Genomic DNA, 26,512 nt, shown 5'->3' with positions numbered 1-26,512 from the left:
GACCATCCCGAACTACTGTTCAGTCTACTTCCCACCACTGACAATCGCCGCTGGCCAGACGGCATTTGAGGCGGGCGCGCGAGGGCACGCCGGAAGCACGGGAGGGGCACGGCGGGGGCATCGGAGACAGGGCCCGCTCGCGTCGCACGGGAGCGCGGGCGGGACCGCCGGAGCGCGCCCCCGGAGGTACCGTGGCCGCCATGGAGATCTGGATCAATCCCGCGTGTTCCAAGTGCCGCGGCGCTCTCGAACTGCTCGACGAGGAGGGCGCCTCCTACACCGTGCGGCGCTATCTGGAGGATGTGCCGAGCGCGGGCGAGATCAGGGGCGTACTGGCCCGGCTCGGACTCGAACCCTGGGACATCACCCGGACCCGGGAGGCCATCGCGAAGGACCTGGGGCTGGAGGAGTGGGACCGTGACGAGGCGTCGCGCGAGCGGTGGATCGGGGCACTCGCGAACCACCCCGAGCTGATCCAGCGTCCCATCATCACCGCGGACGACGGGACGGCCGTCGTGGCACGCACGGAGGACGCGGTACGGGACGCCCTCGGCCGGAGCTGAGCCCGGCGCCACCGACTCCGTCCGGGCCGGGCCGGAAGTACCCGGAGACGTAAGCGGAACGTCTCCGCGGGCTCGTCGGGAAGTCCCTCCGGAGCTGAGAACCGGGCCGCGCGTCCTGAGTCCAGTCTGCGCTGGGGGATTCCGCGGGGCTGGATTCGACGGGGCCGGATTCCGCGGGGCCGGACGGCCGGGTCCCGAGTCCGGGCGGCCGCATCCAGGGTGCCGCCTGAGCGGGCCCGCCGCGCCCCGGGGTTCCGCCGTACGCGCCAGACCGGGGCCGGATGCCGCGGCCCGTCGGCGGGCACGCCCGCGGTGTCCGCGATCGCGGCGCACTCCCTGCTCCGCGCGCCCTGGTGATCACAGGCGGAAGGCCCCGCGAACCCCCTCGACCCATGTTCGACCTTAAGAAAAGTTAAGGAAGTCACGGGTGAGGAGGGTGAGACGAAGCCCGAAGCTACTCGTACGTAACGGCACACGGAATCGACCCGACAGGAGTCCCACGTGTCGCGCAAGAAAACCCTCAGCGGCAAGAAGAAGATCGCCCTGCTCGTCGGCGCCGCGCTCGCGGCCGGTGGCGCGGCCTTCGCCATGACCGGCACCAGCCAGGCATCGGTCGTCTGTGACGGGCTGAACACCGCGCTCCGGAACAACGAGCGCTTCATCGCCGGTCAGCGCGCCAATCCTGACGCGCAGTCCGAGGCCCGGATCGCCAACCGCCTGGCCGTCATCGAGGAGATCAAGCGGAAGCAGGCGGCTTCCGGTTGCCCGGTGGGCGGCGGAGGCGGTCAGGCGGCCCCGCCGCCGGCCCAGCAGCAGCCTCCGGCCCAGCAGGCGCCGACCACCGCACCCCCCGCCCAGAGCGGCGGCAACGACAACAACGGCGGCCAGGGCAACGGCGGCGGAGCCACCGGACAGGTCGTCTGCGCCGGCTCGACCGTGACGCTGTCGGGCGAGGGCGGCGCCCCGGCCGCCTCCAGCAACCAGTTCCCGATCGGCACCACCCTCAAGGTGACGAACCTCGACAACAACAAGTCGACGACCGTGAAGGTCGCCTCGGTCTCCGGCAGTTGCGCCCTCCTGAACAACGCGGCGTTCGAGCAGGTACGCGAGCCCGGCAAGTTCCTCATCCGCAAGGCCCGGATCGAGCGGGTGGGCTGAGAGCCCGGTCCGCCGGGACGTGCCGTCGAAGGAGCGTCGTACGCCCGGAAACGCGGGCCCGGTGGCTCCCGGCGCCAGGGCGTATCCCGTACAGCACCGGCGCCTGCCGGGCGGGAGGCCGGGGGGTACCGCGAGACGGAGGCGGGGGTCCCTCCGGGGCGAGGTTCCGGGCGAGTCCGTGCGGCCCAGGTCCCGGGGCACATCCGCCCCTGGCCACCCCGAGTGGACCGCCTCCCCGCCGGAGGCCCTGGTGGACGCGCCCACCCGCCCCGCCGTGGCACCCCCGCCCGTACACGCAGGGGTACGGGCGGCAGGTGCGGCGCGGCACCACCACCGCCGGCCGGGCGGAACGCCGACGACGCCCCCCGGGGCGACGACACGCCCCCGGCCGGGGGGGCGCACCCGGCTCGACGCACCCGAGCCGCTTCCGGACGGTCGGCGCGGCCGGTTGCGGGGCGTTCGGCAGCGGGGCGTCCGGAAGTACCGTGCCGCGGCTCGTTCCCCCGAGCGGGCCGCGGCTCCCCGCATCGCCCCGGTACGGCGGCGGAGCCGATGCCCGGGACCGGCCGCTCCCTGTCCGTCCGCCCAGTGGTCCGCCCGGCCGGAACCCCCGCCACCGGAAACGCCCGCTGTCAGGGGCCCGCCCGGCCCCGGGCGAACCCCCTCAGGCGAGCTGTGCCTCCGCCTCGGCCAGGATCTCGGTCAGACGCAGCCCGAATCGCGCGTCGCACGCGTGCGGGCGCCCGGTCCGCGCCGCCTCCAGCAGGGCGTCCACGGCCAGCCGGAACGCGTCGACCGTGCCGGACCACTCCGGCAGGGCCACCGTGCCCGTTTCACCGAGGAGTTCGAGGCTCGCGCCCGCCGTCTCCGGCGGGGCGCTCAGGCTCAGGGTCGCCGTGCTCGACGCGTCCGAGGTGTGCCGGAGCGCCAGATGCACGGTGTCGCCGGGGCCGCGTGCCGCCGTCACCGCGGTCACCTCACCGAGCACGGGGACCAGCACGGACAGCACATGCGGCCCCACGTCCCACAGCGCGCCCTTCTCCCGCCGCCAGGGCGATGCCGCGTACGGGCTGTCCGCGCCGGGCGCGAACAGCGGGGCGAGCCACTGCGCGCGGGCCGTGAACCAGCCCCCGGCGGCGGCCCGTCCGGCGATCCAGCCACGGGTCTCCTCCGTGAAGCGGAGGGTGCAGAAGACCACCGACGCGACCCCGGCGCGCTCCGCCGCCCGCGCGGTGGCGCGCGCGGCGGCCACCGTCGTCGCGACCGGCTTGTCCAACAGCAGATGGCAGCCGGCCTCGGCCGCGCGGACCGCGAGCGGGGCCTGGACGTCCGGGGGCAGGGCGAACGCGACGGCTTCGCAGGAGGCGAGCAGCTCATCGACGCCGTCGTCGCCGGAGTACGCCTTCGTGCCGTGCGCTCCGGCGAGCGCGGCGGCGGCCTCGGGCCGTCTGGCCCACACCCCCGCGAAGTCGACGCCCTCATGGGCGCCGAGCGCGGGCGCCTGGGTCCTCTCCGCCCAGGGCCCGGCGCCGAGGAGTCCGATGCGTGTCCGCCGCTGGGGCCGTCGGTCAGGGCTCACGGGCTGTGTCATGGCCCCAGTCTGCCCGCCGGGACCCCGGGGCACGGCAGACCGGTGTGCCACGGAGCCGCCGGCCCGCCCCTCCCCGGGCGGGGCGCACCGGAGCCTCCCCGGCCGCACGCCGACACGACCATGCACCGACACGACCGCACGCCCACGCGGCCGCCCCCGCACAACCGCCGGCCCGGGCCGGCCGGTCCCCGGCCCAACGCTCCCCGGCCCCGGCCCCTCCCCCGCCCGCAAGCGCGGAAAATCGCGGGGAGCCCGGCACGCCGGGTGTTACGTTGGGGCGGACCGGCCGCGGGACTCCGGTGCGACTTCCGAGACGTGCTTCTGATGCAGTGATTTCGCTGATCGCGCCCCCATTCCCCGGCCGGTTTCCCACAGCCGCGCCCTCGGGGGGAGCCATGGCGGAGGAGAGTTACGCCGATCTGATCGCGGCCGAGGACGTGCTCCTGTTCGTGAACGCCGCCGTCACGGCCACCGGACAGCGTGAGTTCCACTCGGACGCGTACCGGCAGCAGCTCTCGCTGTCCTTCCTCCACGAGTACGTCCGCGTCAACTACCGGTCGGTGTACGCGGCGGCGCTGGCCCTCGACATCAACGACCACAACGCGGCCCGGATCGTGGAGCAGCTGCTGCGCACGGCGGGCGACGCGACCGCGGAGCAGAAGCGTGTGGAAGGCCGGCTGATCGCCGCGCGGCTGGCCGTACTGCCGCCGCAGCGGGTCTACCGGCTGTTCCGCGCGCTCGGCGGCGCCCGGGTCAACAACCGCCGCACCCGGGCGATCCAGCGGGACTGGCTGGCGTCGCGGCCCGATCCGGGCCATGACGCGGTGAAGTACCGGAGCGGTCTGAAGTCGGTGGTGCGGCAGGCCCATCTGCCCGTCGGGGACGAGCTGGGCGACTTCCTCTTCCGGCCCGGGAAGCGGGTCCGCTACGAGCACGCGTTCCTGGACGCGTACCGCCGCGCCCACTACGAACAGGGTGCGATCTACGAGCTGCCGTTCACCGTCGCCGAGGGCTTCGCCTCCCGGCACCGGGTGCCGCGTGAGCTGTTCCTGGAGCGGATCGCCCCGAGGATGACCAGGCTGGAGCGGCTGCGTACCCGGCGGAGCGCGGACACGGAGCCCGATCTGGCCGTGATGCCGCTGACCAGGCTCGCCCTCTACGTCCTGTCCCTTCCGCTCGCGAGGCGCATGGACCGGCGCGCGGAGCTGAGGGACGCGCTCCGGGCCGCCGCGCGCCGGGCGGCGGGACCGTACGCGGGGACCTGGGGCCGGGTCTCGGCCGTGCTGGACGACAGCTACTCGTCGTACGGCTCCGGGGTGAAGCGCCGCCGTCCGCTGGCCGTGGCGCTGGGCGCGCACTGTCTGCTGGAGGCGCTGGCGGGTTCGTACACCGCGCACTGGACGTCGGGCGGCCGTGATCCCCTGCTGGTACGCCCCCGGGGCGCGAGCCCGCTCGGTGCGCGGGTGCTGGACGCGCTGGAGGACTCCCCCGAGCGGCTGGTGATCGTCTCGGACGGCTGGGACAACGCGCCGCCGGGGCTCGCCGGTGAGGTGCTGCGCGTATGGCGGACCCGGCTCGATCCGGGCCGCGGCACCGGTGTCGTGCATCTGAACCCCGTATACGACGCGGACGGTTTCGACGTACGGCGGCTCGCGCCGGGGGTGCCGACGGCCGGGATCCGGGACGCGGAGGATCTGCCCGCGCTGGTGGAGATCGCTCAGTTCGCGGAGGGCCGTACGGGTCTGCCGGAGCTCCAGGCGTATCTGGACCGGCGCACCGGGCTCCTTCTGGACCGCCGTGGCAAGGGGACGCGATGAGCCGGCTGGACATGACGGGGCTGGTCGCGGCGCCCGCGCAGGTGTGGGGCGGGATCCGGCTGGTGCCGCTGGTGCGGGAGGCTCCGGTGGAGGGGCTGCGGCTGCGCCACGAGGTCTACGGCTGCGCGGCCCCGGTCGGCGGGACATCGGGAACCCGGGCGGAGTACGGGCCCGCGTACGACGACGACGGCGACTGCTGCCATGCCTGCGCCGTCGGCCGCGAGGACGCCGGGCGTGCCCACAGCGCCGTGGACCTCGGGTCCGGCCACCGCTATGTCTCCTACGTCCCGCACGGCTTCGTCGCGGACTGGTCGGGCGACGGCGGACGGTCCGCCGCGTACGGAACGGTCCTGGGCGACGCCGCCCCGGAGCATGTCCCCGTCCGCCGCCATCACCGGCTGGCCAAGCGCCGGGGCCCGGACCGGCGCGGCGGCCGGGACGGCGGCGGGCAGCGGCTGCGCTTCCTCCCGCTGCATCTGGCGCTGGAGGGGTATCTCGCGCTCCACTTCGGCGGCCCTTCCGTGATGTGGGACGAATGGTCCCAGCGGGCGGTACGCCAGGGGCTGTCGCCGCGCGCGGAGGCGGCGTACGGCGGGTGGCGGGTCCACGGGCTGGAGGACGCGCTGCGGGTGTTCGAGATCCATGAGGACCAGTGCGGTGTGCTGGTGTACGCGGCGGACTCGCTCGCCTCGGCCTTCGCCGTACCGCACCCGGCCGACTACCGGGCGCTGCATCCGTCGCTGATCGAGGATCTGTACGGGGAGCTGGTCCATCAGCACGCCCTCTTCGGCCGGCCGGTGCCCGCGTTCGAGGCGGTCGTCCGCGACGACCGCCGGGTGCGGACGCTCGCGGATCTGCGGGCCGTGGCACGGGAGCAGGAGCGGGAGTGGACGCGGAACCACGACACGGTGATGGCGGCCGGGCTGCTCGATCCGTCGTACGCGTTCGAGCGGGTGCGCTCCCTGGGGTCGTTCACGCTCCGGCGCTTCCTCCCGCCGTTCCAGCGGGGCGTGCGGGAGCAGCACATCGGCGAGGTGATCACCGACCACCGGGGGCGGGTGGCCTATCTGAAGACGTTCCGGCTCTCCGAGGCGCAGATCCGCCGGGGACATCTGCTGCGGTCGCTGCACGACGGCGACTGGCATCTGGACCGTACGGCCGAGGCGCTCGGCACGAGCCGGGCCGATCTTGTGCGCCGGATCCACGACGCGGGCTTCGGATCGCTGCTGAAGCAGGGGGCGGAACACCGGCCCGGAAGCTAGCCCTGGGGGGACGACCGGCCGTTTCCCTCCCTGCGCCCGGCCCCGCGCCGACGTGCGTGCGGGAGCCCTCACCGCTGTGCGTACGGAAGCCCGCGCCGATGCCTGTACGGAAGCGGAATGCGTACGGGACGGCGGTTTCGTCACATCACGGACGCCGTAACACGGGGTTCACATCGGGGCAATGGACGGGAAATCGCGCATTGCCAAGCTGCGTGGCATACCGCTGGACCCGCACAGGATGAGGCCCCCGTGACCATCAAGGCTGAGTACATCTGGATCGACGGCACCGAGCCGACCGCGAAGCTCCGCTCGAAGACCAGGATCCTCCCCGACGCCACCGAGCTCCCCGTCTGGGGCTTCGACGGGTCCAGCACCAACCAGGCCAAGGGTCACGCCTCCGACCGGGTGCTCAAGCCGGTCCGCTCCTGCCCGGACCCCATCCGGGGCGGCGACCACGTCCTGGTCCTCTGCGAGGTCCTCAACACGGACATGACCCCCCACTCCTCCAACACCCGCGCGCAGCTGGCCGAGGTGGCCGAGCGGTTCGCCGCGCAGGAGCCGGTCTTCGGCATCGAGCAGGAGTACACGTTCTTCGACGGCGACCGCCCGCTCGGCTTCCCGGTCGGCGGCTTCCCCGCCCCGCAGGGCGGCTACTACTGCGGTGTCGGCGTCGACGAGATCCACGGCCGTGACGTCGTGGAGGCGCACCTGGAGAACTGTCTCCGGGCGGGCCTCGGGATCTCCGGCATCAACGCCGAGGTCATGCCGGGCCAGTGGGAGTTCCAGGTCGGTCCGCTCTCGCCGCTGGAGGTCGCCGACCAGCTGTGGATCGCCCGCTGGCTGCTCTACCGCACCGCCGAGGACTTCAAGGTCGCGGCGACGCTCGACCCGAAGCCGGTGAAGGGCGACTGGAACGGCGCGGGCGCGCACACCAACTTCTCGACGAAGGCGATGCGCGAGGGCTACGAGGCCATCATCACCGCGTGTGAGTCGCTGGGCGAGGGCTCGAAGCCGCTCGACCACGTGAAGAACTACGGCGCGGGCATCGACGACCGGCTCACCGGACTGCACGAGACCGCTCCGTGGAACGAGTACAGCTACGGCGTCTCCGACCGGGGTGCCTCCGTCCGTATCCCGTGGCAGGTGGAGCGGGACGGCAAGGGCTACATCGAGGACCGCCGTCCGAACGCCAACGTGGACCCGTATGTGGTGACCCGGCTGATGGTGGACACCTGCTGCACGGCGCTGGAGAAGGCCGGCCAGGTCTGAGACCATCCGGCTCCCGAGTGTGGTGAGGGGGTGCCCGCCGTGATACGGCGGGCACCCCCTCGTTGTCAGTGTCCTGTGGCATGGTGACCGCATGCTGGAGATCACGGTGACGGACGAAGACCCGGAGCGGTACGACGGGGTGGCGGAGGGCCGACTCGCCCAGGAGGACCCGGCGGAGGAGGAGCCCGCGTGGGACACGATGAAGGAGCTGACGTCCATGCTCCGCACCCAGATCGCCGCCGGGTACGCGGACATCGAGGATCTGGTCGACTCCGCGGACGACTTCCTGGACGGCGAGGGCGAGCCCGGGCCGGGCGAGGAGGAGCTCGGCACACTGATCGGGGAGCTGTGGCGGGAGCGGCTGGCCGAGCAGGCCGGGTGGGAGGGCGAGACGGACCCCGAGCGGATCACGCGCGCCTTCGACGTGCTGGAGGACGCCGGGATCACCGCCCGGGAGGACTTCACCTGCTGTCTGTCCTGCGGGACGTCCGAGATCGGAAGCGAAGGTTCCCCCGGCGCGCGCGGCTTTGTCTTCTTCCACTCGCAGGGGGTGGAGGGCGCGGTCGAGACCGGTTCGCTGTCGCTGTACTACGGCGGTTTCGACGGCTCCGAGGACACGACGGCGGCGATCGGCCGGGAGGTCGCGGCGGCGGTGGCCGGGGAAGGGCTCCGGGTGGAGTGGAACGGCCTCCCCGACCGGGCCGTCGAGGTGAAGCTGGACTGGCGCAAGCGGATCGACCCGGACATGAGCGCCCTCGACAGGGACGACCAGGAGGATGACGAGGACGACGCCGGCGAGGAGGAGTGACGGCCCGGGCGCGGCCGGCGGGACGAGATCGGTGTCTCGGTCCGTGAGAGACGCTCTCCTTCGTGTGCCGTTCATCTGATTCAATGAGCCCATGGCAGGCTTCCGGAACCCCGCGACAGGTCACTGCGACCTTGAGCCGTTCTGGCCTTCCCGGCAGCACCACGACTTCGACCGGGTGTGTTGCCCCGCGGTGAACGCGCGGGCCCTCTAAAGCCGCTCATCCGGCCTTCGGCCAGCGCGCACGACGTACGTCCGTCCCATCGACTCGTCGACTTCTCCGCGCGAAAGAGAGCTGACCTCTCATGGTGAACTCCCGTCCCTTCTCCGCGGTCCAGGCCGCGACCGCCGCCTCCGCCGTCCAGCCGGGGCGCCTCGCCCCGGGCCGTCCCGTACGACACCGGCTGCGGGCCGTCGATCCCGACGAGGTCGTCCCGCTGGGCGGTTTCGTCGAGGTGGCGGAACTGCTTCCGCCCGGCGCCACCTGGCTGCCCGCGCCGCAGCACGATGTGCCCGGTCTGCCGGGCCGGCCGCCGATGATCGGCTATCTCGTCCTCGTACCGGCCGATCAGCGCCCGCCGGCGGGGCCCGCGCCGGCCGCCGTTTCGCGGGGCGGGTCCGGGCCGGTGCGGATCGACGCGCCGGAGCGGCTGGCCGTGGTCGACGGGCGGGCGCTGGATCTGACGTATCTGGAGTTCGAGCTGCTGGCACATCTGGTGGCGCATCCCCACCGGGTGCACTCCCGCGACCAGTTGGTGACCACGGTCTGGGGCTACGGGCATGTGGGAGACGGGCGCACCGTCGACGTCCATGTCGCCCGGCTGCGCCGCAAGCTGGGCGCCGAGCACCGCCGGGCGATCCAGACGGTGCGCCGGGTCGGTTACAAGTACGCCCCCTGAGCGCCGGTGGCGCGGCCCGGACCCGTGGGAGGTACGGGTCCGGGCCGCGGTCCCGGGTCAGGCGCGGGCTCTCCCCACCGCCCCCAGCGCCAGGTCCACCACCAGGAACGCCAGCAGACTGAGGCCGAGCAGCGGCACGAACCAGCCGATCAGCGCGGTGACGGCCGCGAGCGGCAGCAGGACGGGGAGCGGCACCCTGCGCCAGGTTCCGCGCGGGACGGGACGGCCGCCGCGGAGCCCGCGTGCCTTCGCCGGCCTGCGCAGCCACCACATCCGGTAGCCCCACAGGATCAGCACGATGAGCGCGAGCGCGAGGGCGGCGAGGGCGAGCTGGTTGGCGAGGCCCAGGAAGACTCCCGTATGGGCGTCGATGCCGAAGCGGGTCAGCTGCGCCAGTACGGGATAGTCGGCGAAGCGCAGTTCGTCGACGATCCGGCCGTCCGCGGGGTCGACGGCGACCGAGTCCAGATGGACGGGGAACGTGGTGTCCGTCTCCCTGATGACATAGCCGGTGCCCTCGCCGGGGAGAGTGATGGAGAGCCTGCCGCCGATCCCTTGGCCGCGGGCGGCTTCCAGGGCCCGGTCCACGCCGATGTCCGTGCCGTGGTGGGCGCCCCCGGCCGAGCCACCGTGGCCCTCGTGGTCGCCGGCGGCTTCGGCGGGGCCGGACGCGAGTGCCGCCGAGACGGTGGGTGTGGCCCCGCCGAGCTGGTCCTGGACGGCGCCGATGTTCTCACCCGCGTACCGCGACCAGGTCAGTCCGGTCGCCGAGAGCAGAACCAGCCCGGTGACGGCCCACAGACCGACGGCGCCGTGCCAGGAGAGCGTTCTGCGGCGGCCCTTGGCTCCGCGCTCGGGGACGAACAGGGCGCGGCGCGCGGTGCGCCTGCGGCCGAGCCAGAGCAGCAGACCCCCGAGCGCGACGACCCACAGCCAGCCGGCGGCCAGTTCGCTGTAGTGGCGGCCGAGGTCGCCCAGATGAAGATCCCGGTGCAGGGAGTCGAGCCAGCTGCGCAGCGGCAGGGCGCCCGAGCTGCCGTAGGACGGCAGCTCTCCCCGTATCTCCGCGGTGTACGGATCGACGAAGACGGCGAGGGACTTGTCCTCGTCGACTCCGGGGGCGTTCATCAGCACCCGGGTGGTGGCGCCCTCCTCGGAGCCGGGCCAGACGGCGGTGACCGTGCCGTCGGGGCGGGCCTTGCGGGCGGCCTCGATCTGCTCGGAGAGCGGAAGGGTCCGCTCACCGGCCGGGACCGTCAGCTCGTGCCGGTAGACGATCTTCTCGGCCTGGAAGGAGAGGGCGTAGAGCAGTCCGCTGGTGGCGGCGACCAGCAGCAGCGGGGCGATCAGCAGCCCCGCGTAGAAGTGGATACGGAGCACGAGGGGCCGCAGGGCGCTCCATACGGAGCCGGTAGCGGTCTCCTGCTCGGTTTCGGTTCTGCCGTGGGCAGGGGCGTCAATGGCCATGGTGATCCCGGGAGTTGGTGTCGACATGGGGAAGGGCCCCAGGTCAGACAGCTGCTCCGGGGGCCGTGGCGCGGGTGGCGGGGAGCGCGGGCGGCCCGCGGCGCACCAGGGTGTGGCCGAGTACGGCGCTGAGGAGACGGGCCGTGGTGCCGGGCCGCGGCGGCACGAGCGGCCTCGGGCCCCGCGGCAGCGGTACGGCGGTGAGCGGTGGCCGCAGCGGGGTGAAGGCGAGGGCGGCGGCCGCGCGGGCGACCCGGAAGAACGCGGCCTCCCCGCGGGCCAGCCACAGGGCGCAGACGGCGGCGGCGAGGAGGTGGGCGGCGAGCATGCCCGCAGGGGAGGACCCGAGGAGCGCGGTGCCCTCGAACAGCGGGTCCGCCGCTGTGTCGTGATGGGCGTTCGGCACGGTTGCGCCTGCCGGGTCCTGGGCCCGGAACCGGGCCCGGGAGAAGAGCAGATGCAGCGCGCCCTGGGCGGTCAGCAGTGCCGTGCCGATGGAGAGCGTGCCCCGTCGGCGGGCGCCGGCGAGCCATGCGCCGGCCGCGGTCACCGCGAAGGCGGGCAGGAGTGTCGCGAGCGGGAGATCGTGCCCGGATGTGAACGAATGCCCTGCCGCGGCCCACGCGACGCAGATCGCCGCGAAGAGCGCGGCCCGCAGGGCGCGCAGGGGCGACCGGGCATCCGTCATCGTCCGCACATGCTGCCACCGCCGGGCGGGGTGCGGGAGGGGGACGGGGATTCCCGCGGCCCGCCGGGGAGTCGTTTGTGTTCTTCTGGTGGCAGAAATACTTTTCCCGGTCGGCACCGGCGGGCGGAGTCACGCCCATGAGACGTCTGAATCCGGGCGGAACGGAGTGCGCCGGGCCGCGGTCGCCGCGTGGGCGCCCGCCGGGGGCTGGGACGTGACCGTCTTCAACCGGGGCGGAATGCCCCTGTGGCGGAGGGCCCTCGGCGGGGACCGGACGGGGCCGGCGGCCTCGCGGCGCTCGCCGGGGGCAGGCCGACAGCATGGAGTACGGGGGCCGGGCCCAGGTACGGGGCCGGGTACGGGGCCGGGGCCGGGGGCCGGGTACGGGGCCGGGGCCGGGGGCCGGGTACGGGGCCGGGGGCCGGGTACGGGGCCGGGGGCCGGGTACGGGGCCGGGGGCCGAGGTCGGGTGCGGGAGCCGGTGAAGGCCGGGACCGGGTACGGGCCGGGGCGGTCCGGGGCGGTCCGGCGGGACCGGGTACGGGTACAGGTACGGGGGCCGGGCAAGGGCGGTCCGGCCGCCCCGCACCCGGCCCGGCGGTACGCCCGGCCGGACCGCCGTGGGGATCACCGCCTCAGGACGACGTGTCCGTCCCCGGGCTCCGGGCGGGCCGCGACCGGCCGCCCGCGCCCGGACTTCGGGGCGGGCCAGATGCGGTCGCCCAGGAGTGCCAGGACAGAGGGGAGCAGCACCATGCGCACCACGGTGGCGTCGAGCAGGACCGCGACCGCCAGTCCGACGCCCATCTGCTTCATGTCCTGCATGGACAGCGTGCCGAAGACCGCGAACACCGCGACCATGATCGCCGCCGCGCCGGTCACCGGTCCCGCCGTGCGGCGGATGCCCTCGCTGATCGCCTCACGGATGCCGGCTCCCCGCTCCCGGGCCTCGCGGATCCGGGAGACGACGAACACGTGGTAGTCCATGGAGAGCCCGAACAGCACCACCAGGACGAACAGCGGCAGATAGCTCTGCACCGCGCCGACCGCCTCCGTACCGAGGAGGGACGCGCCCCAGCCGTGCTGGAAGACGGCGGCCATCACCCCGTACGCGGCGGCCACCGAGAGCAGATTGAGCAGGATCGACACCACGGCGACGAGGTACGAGCGGAAGCAGTACAGCATCAGCACGAAGGTGACCACGGTGATGAAGGCGAGGACGGGCACGATCCCGCGCTTCAGCTGGTCGTTGAAGTCGACGGACTCCGCGAGTTCCCCGGTGACATGGGCCCGGGCGCCGGTGCCGTCGAAGGCGGCGGGGACGGTGGTCTCGCGCAGTTCGGCGAGGGCGTCCTGGGAGCGTTCGTCGGTGCCGTTCCCCGCGAGCGGGATCTCGATCTCGGCGACGTTCGCCGCCCGGTGGACGGTGACCTGGTCGAACTCGGCCAGTGCGGCCCGTACCGGCTCCGCCGTGATGTCGTCGGCCTCGACCACGACCCGCGCGGGCTCGGGACCGCCGGGGAACGTCTCGGTGATCTTCTTGTACGCGACCGACAGCGGGGCGCCCGAGCCGAACTGCTTCTCCCAGCCGAGCTGTTCGGTTCTCATACCCACGGCCGGGGCGGCGAGGGCCAGCATCAGCAGGGTGCCGGCCACCGCGAACAGCCCGGGCCGCGCCAGTACCGGCCGCAGGAGGGTGCCCGCCACCGCGCCGCCGCCGGGCGCGCGCCTGTTGCCGCGGCGGTTGAGGAAGGGCAGCCGGCCCGAGTCGACCCGGTCGCCCAGCCAGGCCAGCAGCGCGGGCAGCACGGTCACCGAGCCCAGCATCGCGATGAACACGACGAGGATCGTGGCGAGCGCGAAGCCCTCGAAGAGCATCAGCCCCGAGAGGAACATGCCGGACATCGCCACCATCACGGTCACCCCGGAGACCAGAACGGCCCGCCCGCTCGTCGCCGCGGCGATCCTCAGCGCGGTGTCGGCGTCGTGCCCCGCGGCCCGCTCGTCACGTTCACGGCGCAGGTAGAAGAGGCAGTAGTCGACGCCTACGGCGAGGCCCATCAGGAACATCACCGAGTACGTCGTCTGGAACAGATGCAGTTGATGGCTGGCGAGCGAGAGCAGACCGAAGGCCGCCATGCAGGCGGTCAGCGCGAGACCGACCGGCAGCAGCGCGGCGACGACGGCCCCGAAGGCGACGATCAGAATGCCGAACGCGAGCGGTACGGCGGTGAACTCGGCCCTCCGGAAGTCGTCGGAGAGCAGATCGCCGAGCCACTTCTCGGCGCTGGCCTGCCCGAACTGATGGACTTCGACGCCGTCACGGCCCGTGCCCGCGTCCCGTACCGCGTCGAGGACGGGCCCCACCCGGTCGGGTGCGGTGGCGGAGTCACCTCTGATCTCGAAACGGATCAGCGCCTCCCGGTCGTTGCCGGAGGCGAGGGGCGGTTCGACATTGCGGACCTCTCCGGTCCGCTCGATCGCCTCGGTCAGCTCGCGGGCGGTGTCCTTCCACCCTCCGGCCGTGGCACTGGTGACCAGGACGAGTTCACCGGCGGGCTGGTCGAGTCCGGCGTCGTCGAGGATCCTCTGGGCCCGCGCCGAGTCACCGGCGCCCTGCTCGGAGGCCGTCATCTCCACCGTCCCGGCCGCGCCTCCGACGCCGGTGGCCAGGACGACGAACAACAGCCAGCCGATGATCGCCGTTTTACGGTGGTACGCACTCCATACCCCGATACGTGCCGCGAGGTTGCGCCTCATGGTGGTTCCGCCCCCAAAGCCGAGCGCCCGACAGTTCGCCTACGACGCTAGGAACCGAAGCGCGGGCGCCCCAGCCGCCGAGCACCCCTCCCGGGAGCCATAGGGCGAGGCCAGGAGGGTGGTGCCAGCACCACCCCCGAGCCGGTGGCGGGGCCCAGTGTGCCGGGCCGGGCCGCACCGCAGACTGAGGGAAACCGGGCGATGAGGGGTGGATCATGGACACGACGAGGGAACGCGCGGCGGTGGCGCTGACGGCCGGCTTCCGGGGGCTGACCCTGGCGCTGCTGGCACTGGCCGGATCCATCACGCTCTTCGTCCTGGCCGTCGTGTCCATCGCCCTGATCCCGGTCGGGGTGGGTGTCTTCGCCACCCCGGCGGTCCTGAAGCTCGTGCGCGTGCACACGGGGCACCGCCGGCTGCTGGCCGCCCGCTGGGCCTCGATCCGGATACCGGCGGCCTACCGCCCTTTCCCGCGCGATCTGCGCCGGGGCGTCACCGGCCAGGTCGAGCAGTGTGTGCATCTGCTGAAGGATCCGGCGACCTGGCGGGATCTCCAGTGGCTCCTGCTGGACATGACGGCGGGCGCGATCGTGGCGCTCCTCGTGCCGTCCCTGTTGCTCCAGGGCCTGTTCGGCCTGCTGGTCGCCGGCGGCCTGTGGATTCCGCTCGTAGCCGTGGAGGACCCGTTCTGGTACCTGTTCGTCCCGGTCGGCGGCTGGGGTACGGCCGCTGTCGGCGCACTGGTCGCCGCGACGTTGCTGGCCATCGGGATCATGGCCGGTCCCACGCTGGTGAAGTCCCACTTCCGGATCGTCGGCAGCGCGCTCGATCCGCACGGCAAGGAGGCGCTGGAGCAGCGCATCGACCGGCTCACCGAGACCCGGCACGACGCGCTGGACACCTCGGCGGCCGAACTGCGTCGCATCGAACGGGATCTCCACGACGGCGCGCAGGCCAGGCTGGTCGCGATGGGCATGAACCTCGGCACCGTCGAGGCCCTGATCGAGAAGGACCCGTCGAAGGCGAAGGAGCTCCTGGTCAAGGCCCGGGAGTCGTCGGCGGAGGCGCTGACCGAACTGCGCGATCTGGTCCGGGGCATCCATCCCCCGGTGCTGGCGGAGCGCGGGCTCGGCGACGCGGTCAGGGCGCTCGCCCTGCGGCTGCCGCTGCCCACGGACGTGGATGTGGAGCTGCCGGGCCGCCCGGACGCCCCGGTGGAGTCGGCGGCGTACTTCGCGGTCAGTGAGGCGCTGACCAACGCGGTCAAGCACTCGGGGGCCGACCGGATCTGGGTGGACATGATGTACGGCGACGGCTCGCTGCGGATCGCGGTGACCGACAACGGCCGGGGTGGCGCGGTGATCGGCGCGGGGTCCGGCCTGAGCGGGGTCGAGCGGCGGCTCGGTACATTCGACGGCGTCCTTGCCGTCGGCTCTCCGGAGGGCGGCCCCACCATGGTCACCATGGAGATCCCTTGCGAGTTGTTCTAGCCGAAGACCTGTTTCTGCTGCGTGACGGCCTGGTGCGGCTGCTGGAGGCGTACGACTTCGAGATCCTGGCCGCCGTGGAGAGCGGGCCCGAGCTGAGCCGGGCGCTCGCGGAACTGGAGCCGGACGTCGCCGTGGTCGACGTCCGGCTTCCGCCGTCGCACACGGACGAGGGCCTCCAGTGCGCGCTGGCGGCGCGGCGGGCACGGCCGGGTCTTCCGGTGCTGGTCCTCTCGCAGCATGTGGAGCAGTTGTACGCGCGTGAGCTGCTGGCCGACGGGAACGGCGGGGTCGGCTATCTCCTCAAGGACCGGGTCTTCGACGCGGATCAGTTCGTCGACGCGGTACGGCGGGTGGCCAAGGGCGGTACGGCCATGGATCCCCAGGTGATCTCGCAGCTTCTGTCGCGCCGTGCCCAGGACGAGCCGATGGGCGGGCTGACCCCGAGGGAGCTGGAGGTGATGGAGCTGATGGCGCAGGGCCGTTCCAACGCGGCGATCGCGACCCAGCTGACCGTCACCGAGCGGGCGGTGGCCAAGCACACCTCGAACATCTTCGGGAAGCTGGGGCTGCCGGTGTCGGACGACGACAACCGCCGGGTGCTGGCGGTGCTGGCGTATCTGGATCACGGCTGACGGTCCCGCGGCCCTCGGCTTCCGTATGAGCCGGTTCTCATGAGGCACCGGAGCGACCGGGGCACCAGAGGGACACAACACCCCTTACAGGCCCTGCTTTTCCCTTGTATGCCGGTTTTACTCCTGGAGTTTTGCACAAAGTTCTCCATGTCCTGAACGCCTCATCAATCTCTCACGTATGAATGGTCGCGCTTCTCCCTCTGCCGGGACCCCCCAGAAAACACAACCACCCACGCCCGGCGACGAAGCAGAGGAGTTCCATGGGACGCAGGACAAGAAAACGCTCGAAGCTGGCGAACCGGGTCGTGGTCGCCTCGGTCGCCTTGATGATGGGCGGGGGTGGGCTGGTAGCGGTCAATGTGTACGCGTCCGCGGACGAAGGCCAGTCCGGCCGGAGCGGGCAGCAGACGCAGAACGCCGCACAGGCGTCGACCATCGACTGCCCCGAGGCGGCCAACGGCCTTCCCCGCGACGTGCCTTCGCGGGCGCGCGCCGAGGTCGACCGCGAACTGGCGACGATGGACAGCCAGATCACCGACGCCTACCAGCGGTTCGCCGAACAGAGGGACCGGATCCGGCAGGATCCGGCGGTCGCCGACGACGACATCCTCGACCCCCTCAAGGCCAGCCGCCAGGCGAGCATCGACCGGATCGCGGCGGCCATCAGCCGCGGCGGCACCAGATGGCGGGGCATGCAGGGCATGGCTCCGTGCACCCTGCGCGGCGACGACGACGGCGACGGGAACGGCACCACCGGCAACAGCCGTGGCGGCAGCGGCGGGAACAACGGGGGCGGTAACGGCGGGACCGGCGGCGGCAGCCAGGGCGGCACGGCCAACGGGGGCCAGGCCGGCGGAGGCAACAGCGGAGGCAACGGCGGCCAGGCGAGCAACGGCCCCGCGGCGTCCGACTTCGTCGACATCCGGTCCGTCCGGCCGAATGTGAAGACGCCCAAGAACCGCCGGAACGCCTCCAGGGGCACCTTCACCACCAACTGCGGTGTGAATCGGAACGGCCTGTTCAACCCCGACAACGTGATCGTGGCGCCGGGCGTCTCCAACGGCGCACACCATATGCACGACTATGTGGGCAACCAGGCCAACGACGCGTTCGCCAGCGACGACGACCTGGCCAACGGCGCCACCACATGCCGGAACCGCGGCGACCGTTCCTCGTACTACTGGCCGGTGCTGCGCCTCCAGAACGGGCAGAACGAGAACGACGCCAACGAGGACGGCGGTGGCAAGGACCAGAACGTCGGCGAGATCCAGACCCCGGCCGAGGTCAGCCTGAGGTTCGTCGGCAGCCCGAACGGCAGGGTCACGGCGATGCCGCGGCTGCTGCGCATCATCACCGGCGACGCCAAGGCGTTCGTCAACGGCCCCGGCAACGCCAATGCCTCCTGGAGCTGCACCGGCTTCGAGAACCGGCAGCTGAAGGACAAGTACCCGATCTGTCCGCGGGGCAGCAAGGTCGTCCGGACGTTCACGTTCCAGAGCTGCTGGGACGGCCAGAACATCGACAGCGCCAACCACCGTACGCATGTGGCCTTCGCCGACGGACAGGGCAAGTGCCAAAACGGGTTCAAGGCGATTCCTCAGCTGGTCCAGCGGATCGTCTACAACGTCCCGCCGGGCCCCGGCTTCGCCGTCGACTCCTTCCCCGAGCAGTTGCACAAGCCGATCACGGACCACGGTGACTTCATCAACGTCTTCGACGAGAGCCTGATGAACCGGATGGTGAACTGCATCAACCGCAACCAGAGGTGCACCTGACGGCACCGCTGCCGTCCGTGGCGCGGATGCCGCGGACGGCGGCCGAGTGACCCGTCGAGCCGGCCGGGCCGGTCCCCGAGGAGGGGGCCGGCCCGGCCGTTCGCGGCCCGCCCCCAACGGGACCGATGTTCCGACCTGCCCCGGCGCCGGGCCGGGTGGCCGCCCGGGCCAGGCGGCCGACCGGTTGCCTGCCGCGCCGTTCGCCTGCCAGGCCGAGTGGCCGCCCAGCCGGGTGCCCACCGGGGTCCGCTCGGTCAGCCGCCGTGGCCCGAGTGGTCCTCGCCCGTGGCCTCGCCGTCGCCCGGGCCCGGGCTGCCACCGCTCCCCGGGTGGTGTTCCGAGCCGGTCTCCACCGTGCCCCCCAGCCGTCCCCGCAGCACCGCGATCACCTTCTCGTCGCCCGAGGCGACCCACTTGCGGCCGACCAGATACACGCCGCCGTAGTCATTGGCCTCGTTGATCCACTCGCGCTGGCCGCGATCGGTGGCGAAGGTCGTCAGCACATACCTGCCGTCGCCCGTCCGGCAGTTCGCCTGCCGCAGCTCCTCGGCGTCCGTCTGGATGTTCGGTTTGCAGTCCGCCAGCGAGGCGAGCTCCTCCAGGGTGCCGGTGGCCGTCCGGGGAGCGTCGTCCCGGTCGCCGTCACCGTCGCCACGCCGATCGCCGTCGCCGCCGGAACCGCACGCCGCGACCAGGACCAGTGCCACAACTGCCAGTGCCGCGCGGGCCGTACGCCTCGCGCCGGTGCTCGTGCTCGTCCGCATCGGGCCATCGTGCCCCGCCGGTGCCCTCCCCCGGGCCTGAACGCCCGGTAACCTGCGCCACGCACGCACCAGCTGTGACGTGGGTAACACGGAGGAGTACCGATGTTCGGACAGTCGGGGCTGTCGAGACGTACGGTTCTGGGCACCGCGGGAGCGATCGGCGCGGGGGCCCTCGGCGTGGGAACGGCCGTCGCCGGGCCCGCGCCCACCGCCACAGCCGCTCCGGCACCGGGCGCGGCCGTCGCGGCGGCCCTCTTCGACACCGCCCCCGCCCGGGCCGCCCTGCGCAGGCTGCTGCCGCGCCACGCCGGGCAGTTCGCACTGCGCGCGACCGAGGGGCCCGAGCGCTTCCGGGTGACCGGCTCCACCGGACGTATCGAGGTCGAGGGCACCTCCCCCGCCGTGCTCCTCACCGGGGTGCACTGGTACCTCAAGTACGTCTGCCGGGCGCACATCTCCTGGTCGGGCAGCCAGCTGCGGCTGCCCGAGCGGCTGCCCGCCCCGAGCCGGCCGCTGGAGCGATCGGCGACCGTCCCGCACCGGTTCGCCTTCAACGACACCCACGACGGCTACACCGCCCCCTACGCCGACTGGGCCCGCTGGGAGCGGCTGATCGACGTCCTCGCGCTGCACGGCTGCAACGAGGTGCTGGTGACACCCGGCCACGAGGCCGTCTACCACCGCCTGCTCAAGGACTTCGGCTACTCGGACGCCGAGGCGCGGACCTGGCTGCCCGCGCCGTCGCACCAGGCGTGGTGGCTGCTGCAGAACATGAGCGGGTACGGCGGCCCGCTCTCCCCCGCGCTGATCGACCGCCGCGCCGACCTCGGCCGCCGTATCACCGGGCGGCTGCGCGAACTGGGCATGCACGCCGTCCTGCCCGGCTACTTCGGTACGGTCCCGGACGGCTTCACCGACCGCAATCCCGGCGCCCGTGTCGTCCCGCAGGGCACCTGGAACGGACTGCGCCGACCGGACTGGCTGGACCCGCGCACCACCGTGTTCCCCGAGGTCGCGGCGGCCTTCTACCGCCATCAGCGAGAACTCCTCGGCGAGTCCCGCTTCTTCAAGATGGACCTCCTCCACGAGGGCGGCTCCGCCGGGGACGTGCCGGTGCCCGACGCGGCCCGCGCGGTCGAGACGGCGCTGCGGACGGCCAGTCCCGGCGCTACCTGGGTGATCCTCGGGTGGCAGTCCAATCCGCGGCCCGCGCTCCTCGACGCGATCGACACCTCCCGGGTCCTGATCGTCGACGGCCTCTCCGACCTCGACACGGTCACCGACCGGGAGACGGAGTGGGGCGGGGCTCCGTACGCCTTCGGCACCATCCCCAACTTCGGCGGACGTACGACGATCGGCGCGAACACCGACCGGTGGACGGCCAGGTTCACCGCCTGGCGCGACAAGCCGGGCAGCGCGCTCGCCGGCACCGCGTACATGCCGGAGGCCGCCGAGCGCGATCCGGTCGCGCTGGAGCTGTTCAGCGAGCTGGCGTGGCGGCGGGAGCCGATCGACAGGGACGCCTGGTTCGCCGGGTACGCGGGGATCCGCTACGGCGGCGACGACCCCTCGGCACGGGCCGCGTTCGCCTCGCTCGCCGCCACCGCGTACCGGCTCACCAGCACCGACGGCCGCCCCTACCCCTCGCTCTTCGGCCGCCGGCCCGGGCTCACCGCGTCCATCGGCACGGCCTTCGACCCGGCGGAGTTCGACCGGGCGCTGGCCGCGTTGCTGGAGGTACGGCCCGGTCTGCGCGACAGCGACGCCTACCGCCACGATCTCACCGATGTGGCCCGCCAGGCGCTCGCGAACCGCTCCCGCACCCTCCAGCTCACGCTGCGGGCCGCGTACGCGCGCAAGGACGCCGACACCTTCCGGGCCGTGTCCGCGCTCTGGCTGAAGCTGATGCGGCTCGCCGACACCATGGCGGGCTGCCATCACTCGTTCCTCCTCGGGCCGTGGCTCCAGGACGCGAAGCGGTTCGCGACCGGCGCCGAGGAGGCGCTGGAGCTGGAGCGGACCGCGCGTGCGCTGATCACCACGTGGGCGGACCGGCCGGCGGCCGACCACATCGGCACCTACGCCGACCGCGACTGGCACGGGCTGATCGCCGATGTGCATCTGCCGCAGTGGGAGGCGTATCTGGGGGAGGTGGCCTCGGCGCTGGCGGAGGGCCGGAAGCCGAAGGCGTTCGACTGGTATCCGGCGGAGGAGGCGTGGACGAGGGACCGCCGCGCCTATCCGGCCCGGCCGACGGGTGACGCGTACCGCACGGCGCGGCGGGTGCGCGACACCCTCGCCGCCGCGCCCTACCAGGGCTTCGCCTCGGTCTCGGTGGACCCGCCCGCGTTCCGGCCGGGCAGCACGGGGGTGATGACGGCGGAGTTCCGCAACTTCAGCGGGCTGCGCGGGACGGGCCGGGTCGACTTCGAGCTGAGCGCCACCGGGGCCGTGCCCGAGCCACAGGGTCCGATGTCGCTCGACGGGGTGGCGGCGGGGGGCACGGGCTCGGTCTCCTGGCGGGTGACGGCCCCCTCGGAGCCGCTGACCGAACCCCTGCGCCCGATCCCCTACCGGCTGTCTGTCCGGTACGGCCCCTCCGGCGAGACCCCGGTCACCGTCGTCCAGCCGGGCGCGCTCCACATCGCCTCACCGCTCGGGCCGAAGTGGCGCACCCACTCCGGCAACGCGGCGGTCTTCGGCCGGCTCGGGGACCGTTACGCCATCAACGGCGCGGGCTACGACATGTGGCGCGGCACCACGCAGTTCGGCGCGGCGTACCGCGAGGGCGCGCTGGTGCCCGGGGTAAGCGTCGTCCTGAGGGTGGACTCCCAGGACAACACGGGCACCTGGGCACGCGCGGGCATCGTCGCCCGCAACAGCCTCGCGACACCCGGCGCGGCCGGCTTCCTCAATCTCGCCGTCACACCCCGGCGGGGTGTCGCCCTCTCCTACGACTCCAACGGCGACGGAACGCTCGACACCCACCGCCGTGTCACGGGTGTCCGGGCGCCGCTGCTGCTGCGGCTGACCCGGAGCGGGGACACCGTTTTCACCGGCGAACTGTCCCTGGACCACGGCGCGACATGGCGCCCGGTGGGGACGGTGACGGTGCCGGGCACAGCGGCGGCCCAGGACGTGGGCCTGTTCATGACGGCCATGAACGGGGGAAGCGGGGCACGGGGCACGGCGGCCTTCAGCGGTTGGTCCGTACTGCGCGGGTGAGCGGGCGGCCCGGACGGGGCCGCACCGGCCCGTGGCGGGTTCCCAACGTGGCGTACTCCCGCCACCGGGGTTTCCGCGCAACCCGTCGGCGAAGAGCGCCCGGACGGCGGGCCGGACCGCGGGAACGACCCGTCCGACGAGGGCGGACACAAGAGCGCGCATCCGGTCCGCGTTACCGGTCCGCCTCTCGCGTCGCCCGGAGCGCTCCCGGGCCCGGAGCCGTGAACTCCGCCCGGGCGGGCCGGTGACGGGGTCCCGCGGGACGGCGCCCGCGCTCCGGACGGCCCGGAGAGGCCGACCTCTAGAACAAATGCCCGCACGGCAGTCGGTAGGCTGGGGAGCATGACGACCGGGGTACGCCGCAGGATGGGCGTCGAGGAGCGCAGGCAGCAGCTGATCGGTGTGGCGCTGGAACTGTTCAGCGCCCGCTCCCCCGACGACGTGTCCATCGACGAGATAGCGGCGGCGGCCGGCATCTCCAGGCCGCTGGTGTACCACTACTTCCCGGGCAAGCAGAGTCTGTACGAGGCCGCGCTGCGGCGCGCGGCCGACGAACTGGCGGCCCGCTTCCACGAGCCGCACGAAGGCCCTCTCGGGACACGGCTGCTGCGGGTGATGCGCCGCTTCTTCGACTTCGTCGACGACCACGGCCCCGGGTTCTCCGCGCTGATGCGGGGCGGCCCGGCCGTCGGCTCCACCACGACCAACGCGATGATCGACGAGGTCCGCCAGGCGGCGTACGACCAGATCATGGCGCATCTGGGGATCCAGGACCCGCCGGTCCGGCTGGCGCTCGTGGTGCGTTCCTGGGTGTCGCTCGCCGAGTCGACCGCGCTGCTGTGGCTGGACGGCCGCGAGATCCCGCGCTCCGAGCTGGAGTTGCAGCTCGTGCACGACTTCGCGGCGCTGTGCGCGGTGAGCGCCGCGTACGACGACGAGATGGCGGGCGTGGTGGTCGGGATGCTGGCCGACGAGCCGATGGACGGCCCGTTCGGGGAACTCGTGGGCCGGCTGATGGCGATCGCCCCCGCGGTGATGTCCAAGGTGCCCGCCCCGCGCTGACTCCGCACCGCGCGTCCCGTGCCGGGGGTGCGCGGTTTGCAGGGGCGCCGGATCCGCTCCGGATCCGGAAGCCGTTCGGCGGGCCCGGGTCCGGTGCGCCCACCGGCGGGAGCCGGGGCGGAACACAACGCGCGCGCCTGCCCCGGCGCGGAGGCACCCCGGGCCGGGGCCGCAAGGGTCTCGTATCCGGAAGCGCGCGATACGCGTTGACCATCCTCGTACGGGGGAAACATCCCCATACGTAACCGCATGGCCTCCGTGTGCCGCACGACGACGGACTTTGACGACCTACAAGGGAACGTACATGACCCAGGAGCTCGCTCCCACCCTCCGTGACCAGCCCGCCGCCCGCTCGGCGGGCTGGTGGCGGGACGCCGTCATCTACCAGGTGTACGTGCGCTCCTTCGCCGACAGCGACGGGGACGGCATCGGCGATCTGCGGGGCGTCCGCGACCGATTGCCCTATCTCGCGGACCTGGGCGTCGACGCCGTGTGGCTCACCCCGTTCTACGCGTCCCCGCAGGCCGACGGGGGTTACGACGTGGCGGACTACCGCACCGTGGACCCGCTGTTCGGGGATCTCCCGGACGCCGACGATCTCGTGGGCGAGGCGCACCGGCTGGGTCTGCGGGTGATCGTCGACATCGTGCCCAACCACACCTCCGACCGGCACGCCTGGTTCCGGGCCGCGCTCGCGGGCGGGCCGGGGGCCCCCGAGCGCGGCCTGTACCACTTCCGTCCCGGCCGGGGCGAGCAGGGCGAACTGCCGCCCAACGACTGGGAGTCGGTCTTCGGCGGCCCGGCCTGGACGCGCACCGGAGCGGGCGACTGGTACCTCCATCTCTTCGCGCCGGAGCAGCCCGACCTCAACTGGGAACACCCCGCCGTACGGGAGGAGTTCACATCGGTCCTGCGGTTCTGGCTGGACCTCGGTGTCGACGGCTTCCGCGTCGACGTCGCCCACGGCATGATCAAGGCCGCCGGAATGCCGGACATCGGGATGCGCGAGCAGGCCAAGATGATCGGGGCGCAGGTGCTGCCCTTCTTCGACCAGGACGGTGTGCACGAGATCCACCGCTCCTGGAGGCGGCTGCTCGACAGTTACGACGGGGAGCGCATCGGCGTCGCCGAGGCGTGGGCGCCGACACCCGAGCGGCTCGCGCTGTACGTACGGCCCGACGAACTGCACCAGGCGTTCAATTTCCAGTTCCTGACCTGCGACTGGGACGCGGCCGCGATGCGAACGGTCATCGACGCGTCGCTGGCCGCGACCCGGTCGGTCGGCGCGCCCACGACCTGGGTGCTCTCCAACCACGACGTCGTACGCCACACCACCCGGTACGGCGGCGGGCCGGCGGGGCTGCGGCGGGCCCGCGCGGCGGCGCTGCTGACGCTGGCGCTGCCCGGCTCGGCGTATGTCTACCAGGGTGAGGAGCTGGGACTTCCGGAGGTGGCGGACCTCCCGGACGCGGTACGCCAGGACCCCGCCTTCTTCCGGGGTGACGGGCAGGACGGTCTGCGGGACGGCTGCCGGGTGCCGCTTCCGTGGTCGGGTTCGTCGCCGCCGTACGGATTCGGTCCGGGCGGCAGCTGGCTCCCGCAGCCCGATTCCTGGAAGGAGCTGTCGGCCGAGGCGCAGACCGGCGATCCCGGGTCCACACTGGAGCTGTACCGCTCGGCGATCGCGCTGCGCAGGGAGCTGCCGGGCCTGGGCGACGGTGACATGGAGTGGCTGCCGGCCCCCGAGGGCGTGCTGGCCTTCGCCCGCCCGGGGCTGGTCTGCACCCTGAACACCCTGTCGGTCGAGGCCCGGCTCCCGGTGCCCGGCCGTCCGCTGCTCTCGTCGGCCGCCCTGGAGTTCGCGGGTGGCACGGTGCGCGTTCCCGGCGGTACCTGCGTCTGGTGGGCCGTCTGACGTGCGCCGGGCACGGTCCCGGAAGGTGCCGGGCGGATACGCGTACGTTCCCGGGGATCCGGGCGCGTCCGAGACCGCCCCCTAGTGGTTCCGCATCACCGCGTACAGTGGGTCCGTCACTGTGCCCAGCTGGTCGTACGCTGTTCAACGGTCGTCGGATCCGGCCCGGGTGGGTGTATCTGACCAGTCCTTTCTCGTCCGCTGGGACGAGGGGGTGCAGGCCGAACCAGACCGAGGGATGATCGGTCGGTGGGCGCGCATCTGGCAGACTCTCGTCCCATGGGTGAAACGATCGCTGAGACACTGGAAGGCCGGACGGCCGCCCCTTCACCCATGGTGGACGAGATCGCTGATACGCCGGAGAGCCGGCCGACCCGCCTTCAGCGTCTGCGATCGCCCCGCCGCCCGCGTATCTGGTTCGAAATCCTGCTGATCGCGGTGAGTTACTGGACGTACTCACTGATCCGCAACGCCGTGCCCGAGCAGAAGGCACAGGCCCTGAAGAACGCGGACTGGATCTGGGATCTCGAACACTCCCTGGGATTGGCGTTCGAGCACTCGGTCAACCACGCAGTGAACTCGGTCACATGGCTGATCGTGACCATGAACTACTACTACGCGACTCTGCACTTCGTCGTGACCATCGGGGTGCTGGTCTGGCTCTACCGCTGGCATCCGGGCCGGTACGCGGCGGCCCGTCTCGTCCTGTTCGCCACCACGGGTGTGGCCCTGGTCGGTTACTACCTGTATCCGCTCGCACCGCCTCGGCTGATGAACGGCGAGACCTTCATCGACACCGTGCTGGTGCACGAGACCTGGGGCTCGATGGCCTCGGGCGATCTGAAGAACATGTCCAACCAGTACGCCGCCATGCCCTCGATGCACATCGGCTGGTCGCTGTGGTGCGGACTGATCATCTTCGCTCTGGCGTCCGCGCCCTGGGCGAAGATCCTGGGGCTGCTCTACCCCGTGGCCACGCTGGTCGTCATCGTCGCCACGGCGAACCACTTCTGGCTGGACGCGGTGGGCGGTATGGCCTGCCTCGCGGTCGGCTTCGCCGTCTCGTACGCCTGGTACGGCTCACTGCCCCACCGCCTGCCCAAGCTGCCGGAGCCGGTTCCGGCCGAGCGGAAGCGGGTGCGGACGGCGGTCCGGGTGTAGTTCGCGCGCACCGGCGTACGGATCGGGGGCGCGTGGTCCGTGGCCGGTGGCCGGTGGCATACGGTTTCCGGACCTGGTCCGTGGCCGGTGGCACACGGGCAGGGCCTGCCCCCGGTCGGGGCTGTTCCCTGGTGGGCCGCCCCTACGCGTGTACGCGGCTCCTGTGCCCGGCGGATGAAGTGACTGACGTTCCATCAGTCGATGCCCGG

19 protein-coding genes are annotated in these 26,512 nt (G+C 72.7%); 14 read left to right on the top strand and 5 right to left on the bottom strand.

The features are described 5' to 3' along the window. Positions 1-200: 200 nt before the first annotated feature. Both ACFYT4_RS18520 and ACFYT4_RS18515 read left to right on the top strand, forming a co-directional pair. Positions 201-563 (top strand): arsenate reductase family protein, encoded by a 363-nt coding sequence (locus ACFYT4_RS18520; protein WP_389269685.1) that lies wholly within the window; start codon positions 201-203, stop codon positions 561-563. A 501-nt stretch (positions 564-1,064) separates the two neighbouring features. Continuing rightward, complete coding sequence (locus ACFYT4_RS18515; protein ID WP_389269683.1) at positions 1,065-1,721, top strand: hypothetical protein; 657 nt, start codon at positions 1,065-1,067, stop codon at positions 1,719-1,721. 664 nt (positions 1,722-2,385) lie between these two features. On the opposite strand, the gene ACFYT4_RS18510 is transcribed toward ACFYT4_RS18515, so the two are convergent. Next, a complete protein-coding gene (locus ACFYT4_RS18510; protein WP_389269681.1) occupies positions 2,386-3,312 on the bottom strand; it encodes a Gfo/Idh/MocA family protein in 927 nt (308 codons plus the stop codon). Between the two features lie 395 nt (positions 3,313-3,707). Here ACFYT4_RS18510 and ACFYT4_RS18505 point away from each other — a divergent pair, with 395 nt between their 5' ends. From ACFYT4_RS18505 to ACFYT4_RS18485, 5 genes are all read left to right on the top strand, one after another. Next, positions 3,708-5,129, top strand: coding sequence for a hypothetical protein (locus ACFYT4_RS18505; protein WP_389269679.1), 1,422 nt, complete (start codon positions 3,708-3,710; stop codon positions 5,127-5,129). Further along, the gene (locus tag ACFYT4_RS18500) at positions 5,126-6,391 is read left to right on the top strand and encodes a hypothetical protein (RefSeq protein ID WP_389269677.1); all 1,266 of its coding nucleotides are present in this window, start codon (positions 5,126-5,128) and stop codon (positions 6,389-6,391) included. Before ACFYT4_RS18505 ends, ACFYT4_RS18500 begins: the two co-directional genes overlap by 4 nt. Positions 6,392-6,640: 249 nt before the next feature. After that, a complete protein-coding gene (gene glnII / locus ACFYT4_RS18495; protein WP_389269675.1) occupies positions 6,641-7,660 on the top strand; it encodes a glutamine synthetase in 1,020 nt (339 codons plus the stop codon). Positions 7,661-7,751: 91 nt separating this feature from the next. Then, the gene (locus tag ACFYT4_RS18490; RefSeq protein WP_389269673.1) at positions 7,752-8,468 is read left to right on the top strand and encodes a DUF6891 domain-containing protein; all 717 of its coding nucleotides are present in this window, start codon (positions 7,752-7,754) and stop codon (positions 8,466-8,468) included. A gap of 302 nt (positions 8,469-8,770) precedes the next feature. After that, positions 8,771-9,364, top strand: coding sequence for a winged helix-turn-helix domain-containing protein (locus tag ACFYT4_RS18485; protein ID WP_389269671.1), 594 nt, complete (start codon positions 8,771-8,773; stop codon positions 9,362-9,364). 57 nt (positions 9,365-9,421) lie between these two features. Here the strand turns inward: ACFYT4_RS18485 and ACFYT4_RS18480 are convergent, their stop codons facing one another. From ACFYT4_RS18480 to ACFYT4_RS18470, 3 genes are all read right to left on the bottom strand, one after another. Further along, complete coding sequence (locus ACFYT4_RS18480; RefSeq protein ID WP_389269669.1) at positions 9,422-10,831, bottom strand: PepSY-associated TM helix domain-containing protein; 1,410 nt, start codon at positions 10,829-10,831, stop codon at positions 9,422-9,424. A gap of 43 nt (positions 10,832-10,874) precedes the next feature. Then, entirely contained in the window at positions 10,875-11,519 is a 645-nt protein-coding gene (locus ACFYT4_RS18475; RefSeq protein ID WP_389269667.1) for a hypothetical protein, read from the bottom strand. Between the two features lie 627 nt (positions 11,520-12,146). Beyond that, complete coding sequence (locus ACFYT4_RS18470) at positions 12,147-14,279, bottom strand: MMPL family transporter (protein WP_389269665.1); 2,133 nt, start codon at positions 14,277-14,279, stop codon at positions 12,147-12,149. A 215-nt stretch (positions 14,280-14,494) separates the two neighbouring features. On the opposite strand from ACFYT4_RS18470, the gene ACFYT4_RS18465 reads away from it, so the two are divergent. From ACFYT4_RS18465 to ACFYT4_RS18455, 3 genes are all read left to right on the top strand, one after another. Beyond that, positions 14,495-15,769, top strand: coding sequence for a histidine kinase (locus tag ACFYT4_RS18465; RefSeq protein WP_389269663.1), 1,275 nt, complete (start codon positions 14,495-14,497; stop codon positions 15,767-15,769). Next, positions 15,754-16,401, top strand: a complete 648-nt coding sequence (locus tag ACFYT4_RS18460; RefSeq protein ID WP_389269661.1) for a LuxR C-terminal-related transcriptional regulator — start codon at positions 15,754-15,756, stop codon at positions 16,399-16,401. The genes ACFYT4_RS18465 and ACFYT4_RS18460 overlap by 16 nt, the downstream gene beginning before the upstream one ends. A 260-nt stretch (positions 16,402-16,661) precedes the next feature. Next, complete coding sequence (locus ACFYT4_RS18455) at positions 16,662-18,176, top strand: DUF1996 domain-containing protein (RefSeq protein WP_389269659.1); 1,515 nt, start codon at positions 16,662-16,664, stop codon at positions 18,174-18,176. 254 nt (positions 18,177-18,430) lie between these two features. Here ACFYT4_RS18455 and ACFYT4_RS18450 read toward each other — a convergent pair whose 3' ends face one another. Further along, positions 18,431-18,940, bottom strand: coding sequence for a hypothetical protein (locus ACFYT4_RS18450; RefSeq protein WP_389269657.1), 510 nt, complete (start codon positions 18,938-18,940; stop codon positions 18,431-18,433). 102 nt (positions 18,941-19,042) lie between these two features. Between ACFYT4_RS18450 and ACFYT4_RS18445 the strand changes: the two genes are divergently transcribed. From ACFYT4_RS18445 to ACFYT4_RS18430, 4 genes are all read left to right on the top strand, one after another. Then, on the top strand, positions 19,043-22,165 hold the full coding sequence (locus ACFYT4_RS18445) for an alpha-N-acetylglucosaminidase (protein ID WP_389269655.1): 3,123 nt from the start codon (positions 19,043-19,045) through the stop codon (positions 22,163-22,165). Between the two features lie 342 nt (positions 22,166-22,507). After that, complete coding sequence (locus ACFYT4_RS18440) at positions 22,508-23,227, top strand: TetR/AcrR family transcriptional regulator (RefSeq protein ID WP_389269653.1); 720 nt, start codon at positions 22,508-22,510, stop codon at positions 23,225-23,227. Between the two features lie 304 nt (positions 23,228-23,531). Further along, positions 23,532-25,142, top strand: coding sequence for a glycoside hydrolase family 13 protein (locus ACFYT4_RS18435; protein ID WP_389269651.1), 1,611 nt, complete (start codon positions 23,532-23,534; stop codon positions 25,140-25,142). A 279-nt stretch (positions 25,143-25,421) separates the two neighbouring features. Next, positions 25,422-26,303 carry a phosphatase PAP2 family protein gene (locus ACFYT4_RS18430; RefSeq protein WP_389269649.1) on the top strand — a complete coding sequence of 294 codons (882 nt, stop codon included), beginning with the start codon at positions 25,422-25,424 and terminating at the stop codon, positions 26,301-26,303. Positions 26,304-26,512 lie beyond the last annotated feature (209 nt).

Source organism: Streptomyces sp. NPDC004609, from assembly GCF_042873655.1.
GTDB lineage: Bacteria > Actinomycetota > Actinomycetes > Streptomycetales > Streptomycetaceae > Streptomyces.
This window is presented reverse-complemented; position numbering and strand designations above follow the sequence as displayed.

What these genes read in the sequence shown, in the direction of transcription:
- ACFYT4_RS18520 (WP_389269685.1), top strand. Translation starts at nt 201, where the DNA reads ATGGAGATCTGGATCAATCCCGCGTGTTCCAAGTGCCGCGGCGCTCTC.
- ACFYT4_RS18510 (WP_389269681.1), bottom strand. Translation starts at nt 3,312, where the DNA reads ATGACACAGCCCGTGAGCCCTGACCGACGGCCCCAGCGGCGGACACGC.
- ACFYT4_RS18505 (WP_389269679.1), top strand. Translation starts at nt 3,708, where the DNA reads ATGGCGGAGGAGAGTTACGCCGATCTGATCGCGGCCGAGGACGTGCTC.
- ACFYT4_RS18500 (WP_389269677.1), top strand. Translation starts at nt 5,126, where the DNA reads ATGAGCCGGCTGGACATGACGGGGCTGGTCGCGGCGCCCGCGCAGGTG.
- ACFYT4_RS18490 (WP_389269673.1), top strand. Translation starts at nt 7,752, where the DNA reads ATGCTGGAGATCACGGTGACGGACGAAGACCCGGAGCGGTACGACGGG.
- ACFYT4_RS18485 (WP_389269671.1), top strand. Translation starts at nt 8,771, where the DNA reads ATGGTGAACTCCCGTCCCTTCTCCGCGGTCCAGGCCGCGACCGCCGCC.
- ACFYT4_RS18480 (WP_389269669.1), bottom strand. Translation starts at nt 10,831, where the DNA reads ATGGCCATTGACGCCCCTGCCCACGGCAGAACCGAAACCGAGCAGGAG.
- ACFYT4_RS18475 (WP_389269667.1), bottom strand. Translation starts at nt 11,519, where the DNA reads ATGACGGATGCCCGGTCGCCCCTGCGCGCCCTGCGGGCCGCGCTCTTC.
- ACFYT4_RS18470 (WP_389269665.1), bottom strand. Translation starts at nt 14,279, where the DNA reads ATGAGGCGCAACCTCGCGGCACGTATCGGGGTATGGAGTGCGTACCAC.
- ACFYT4_RS18465 (WP_389269663.1), top strand. Translation starts at nt 14,495, where the DNA reads ATGGACACGACGAGGGAACGCGCGGCGGTGGCGCTGACGGCCGGCTTC.
- ACFYT4_RS18455 (WP_389269659.1), top strand. Translation starts at nt 16,662, where the DNA reads ATGGGACGCAGGACAAGAAAACGCTCGAAGCTGGCGAACCGGGTCGTG.
- ACFYT4_RS18450 (WP_389269657.1), bottom strand. Translation starts at nt 18,940, where the DNA reads ATGCGGACGAGCACGAGCACCGGCGCGAGGCGTACGGCCCGCGCGGCA.
- ACFYT4_RS18445 (WP_389269655.1), top strand. Translation starts at nt 19,043, where the DNA reads ATGTTCGGACAGTCGGGGCTGTCGAGACGTACGGTTCTGGGCACCGCG.
- ACFYT4_RS18440 (WP_389269653.1), top strand. Translation starts at nt 22,508, where the DNA reads ATGACGACCGGGGTACGCCGCAGGATGGGCGTCGAGGAGCGCAGGCAG.
- ACFYT4_RS18435 (WP_389269651.1), top strand. Translation starts at nt 23,532, where the DNA reads ATGACCCAGGAGCTCGCTCCCACCCTCCGTGACCAGCCCGCCGCCCGC.
- ACFYT4_RS18430 (WP_389269649.1), top strand. Translation starts at nt 25,422, where the DNA reads ATGGGTGAAACGATCGCTGAGACACTGGAAGGCCGGACGGCCGCCCCT.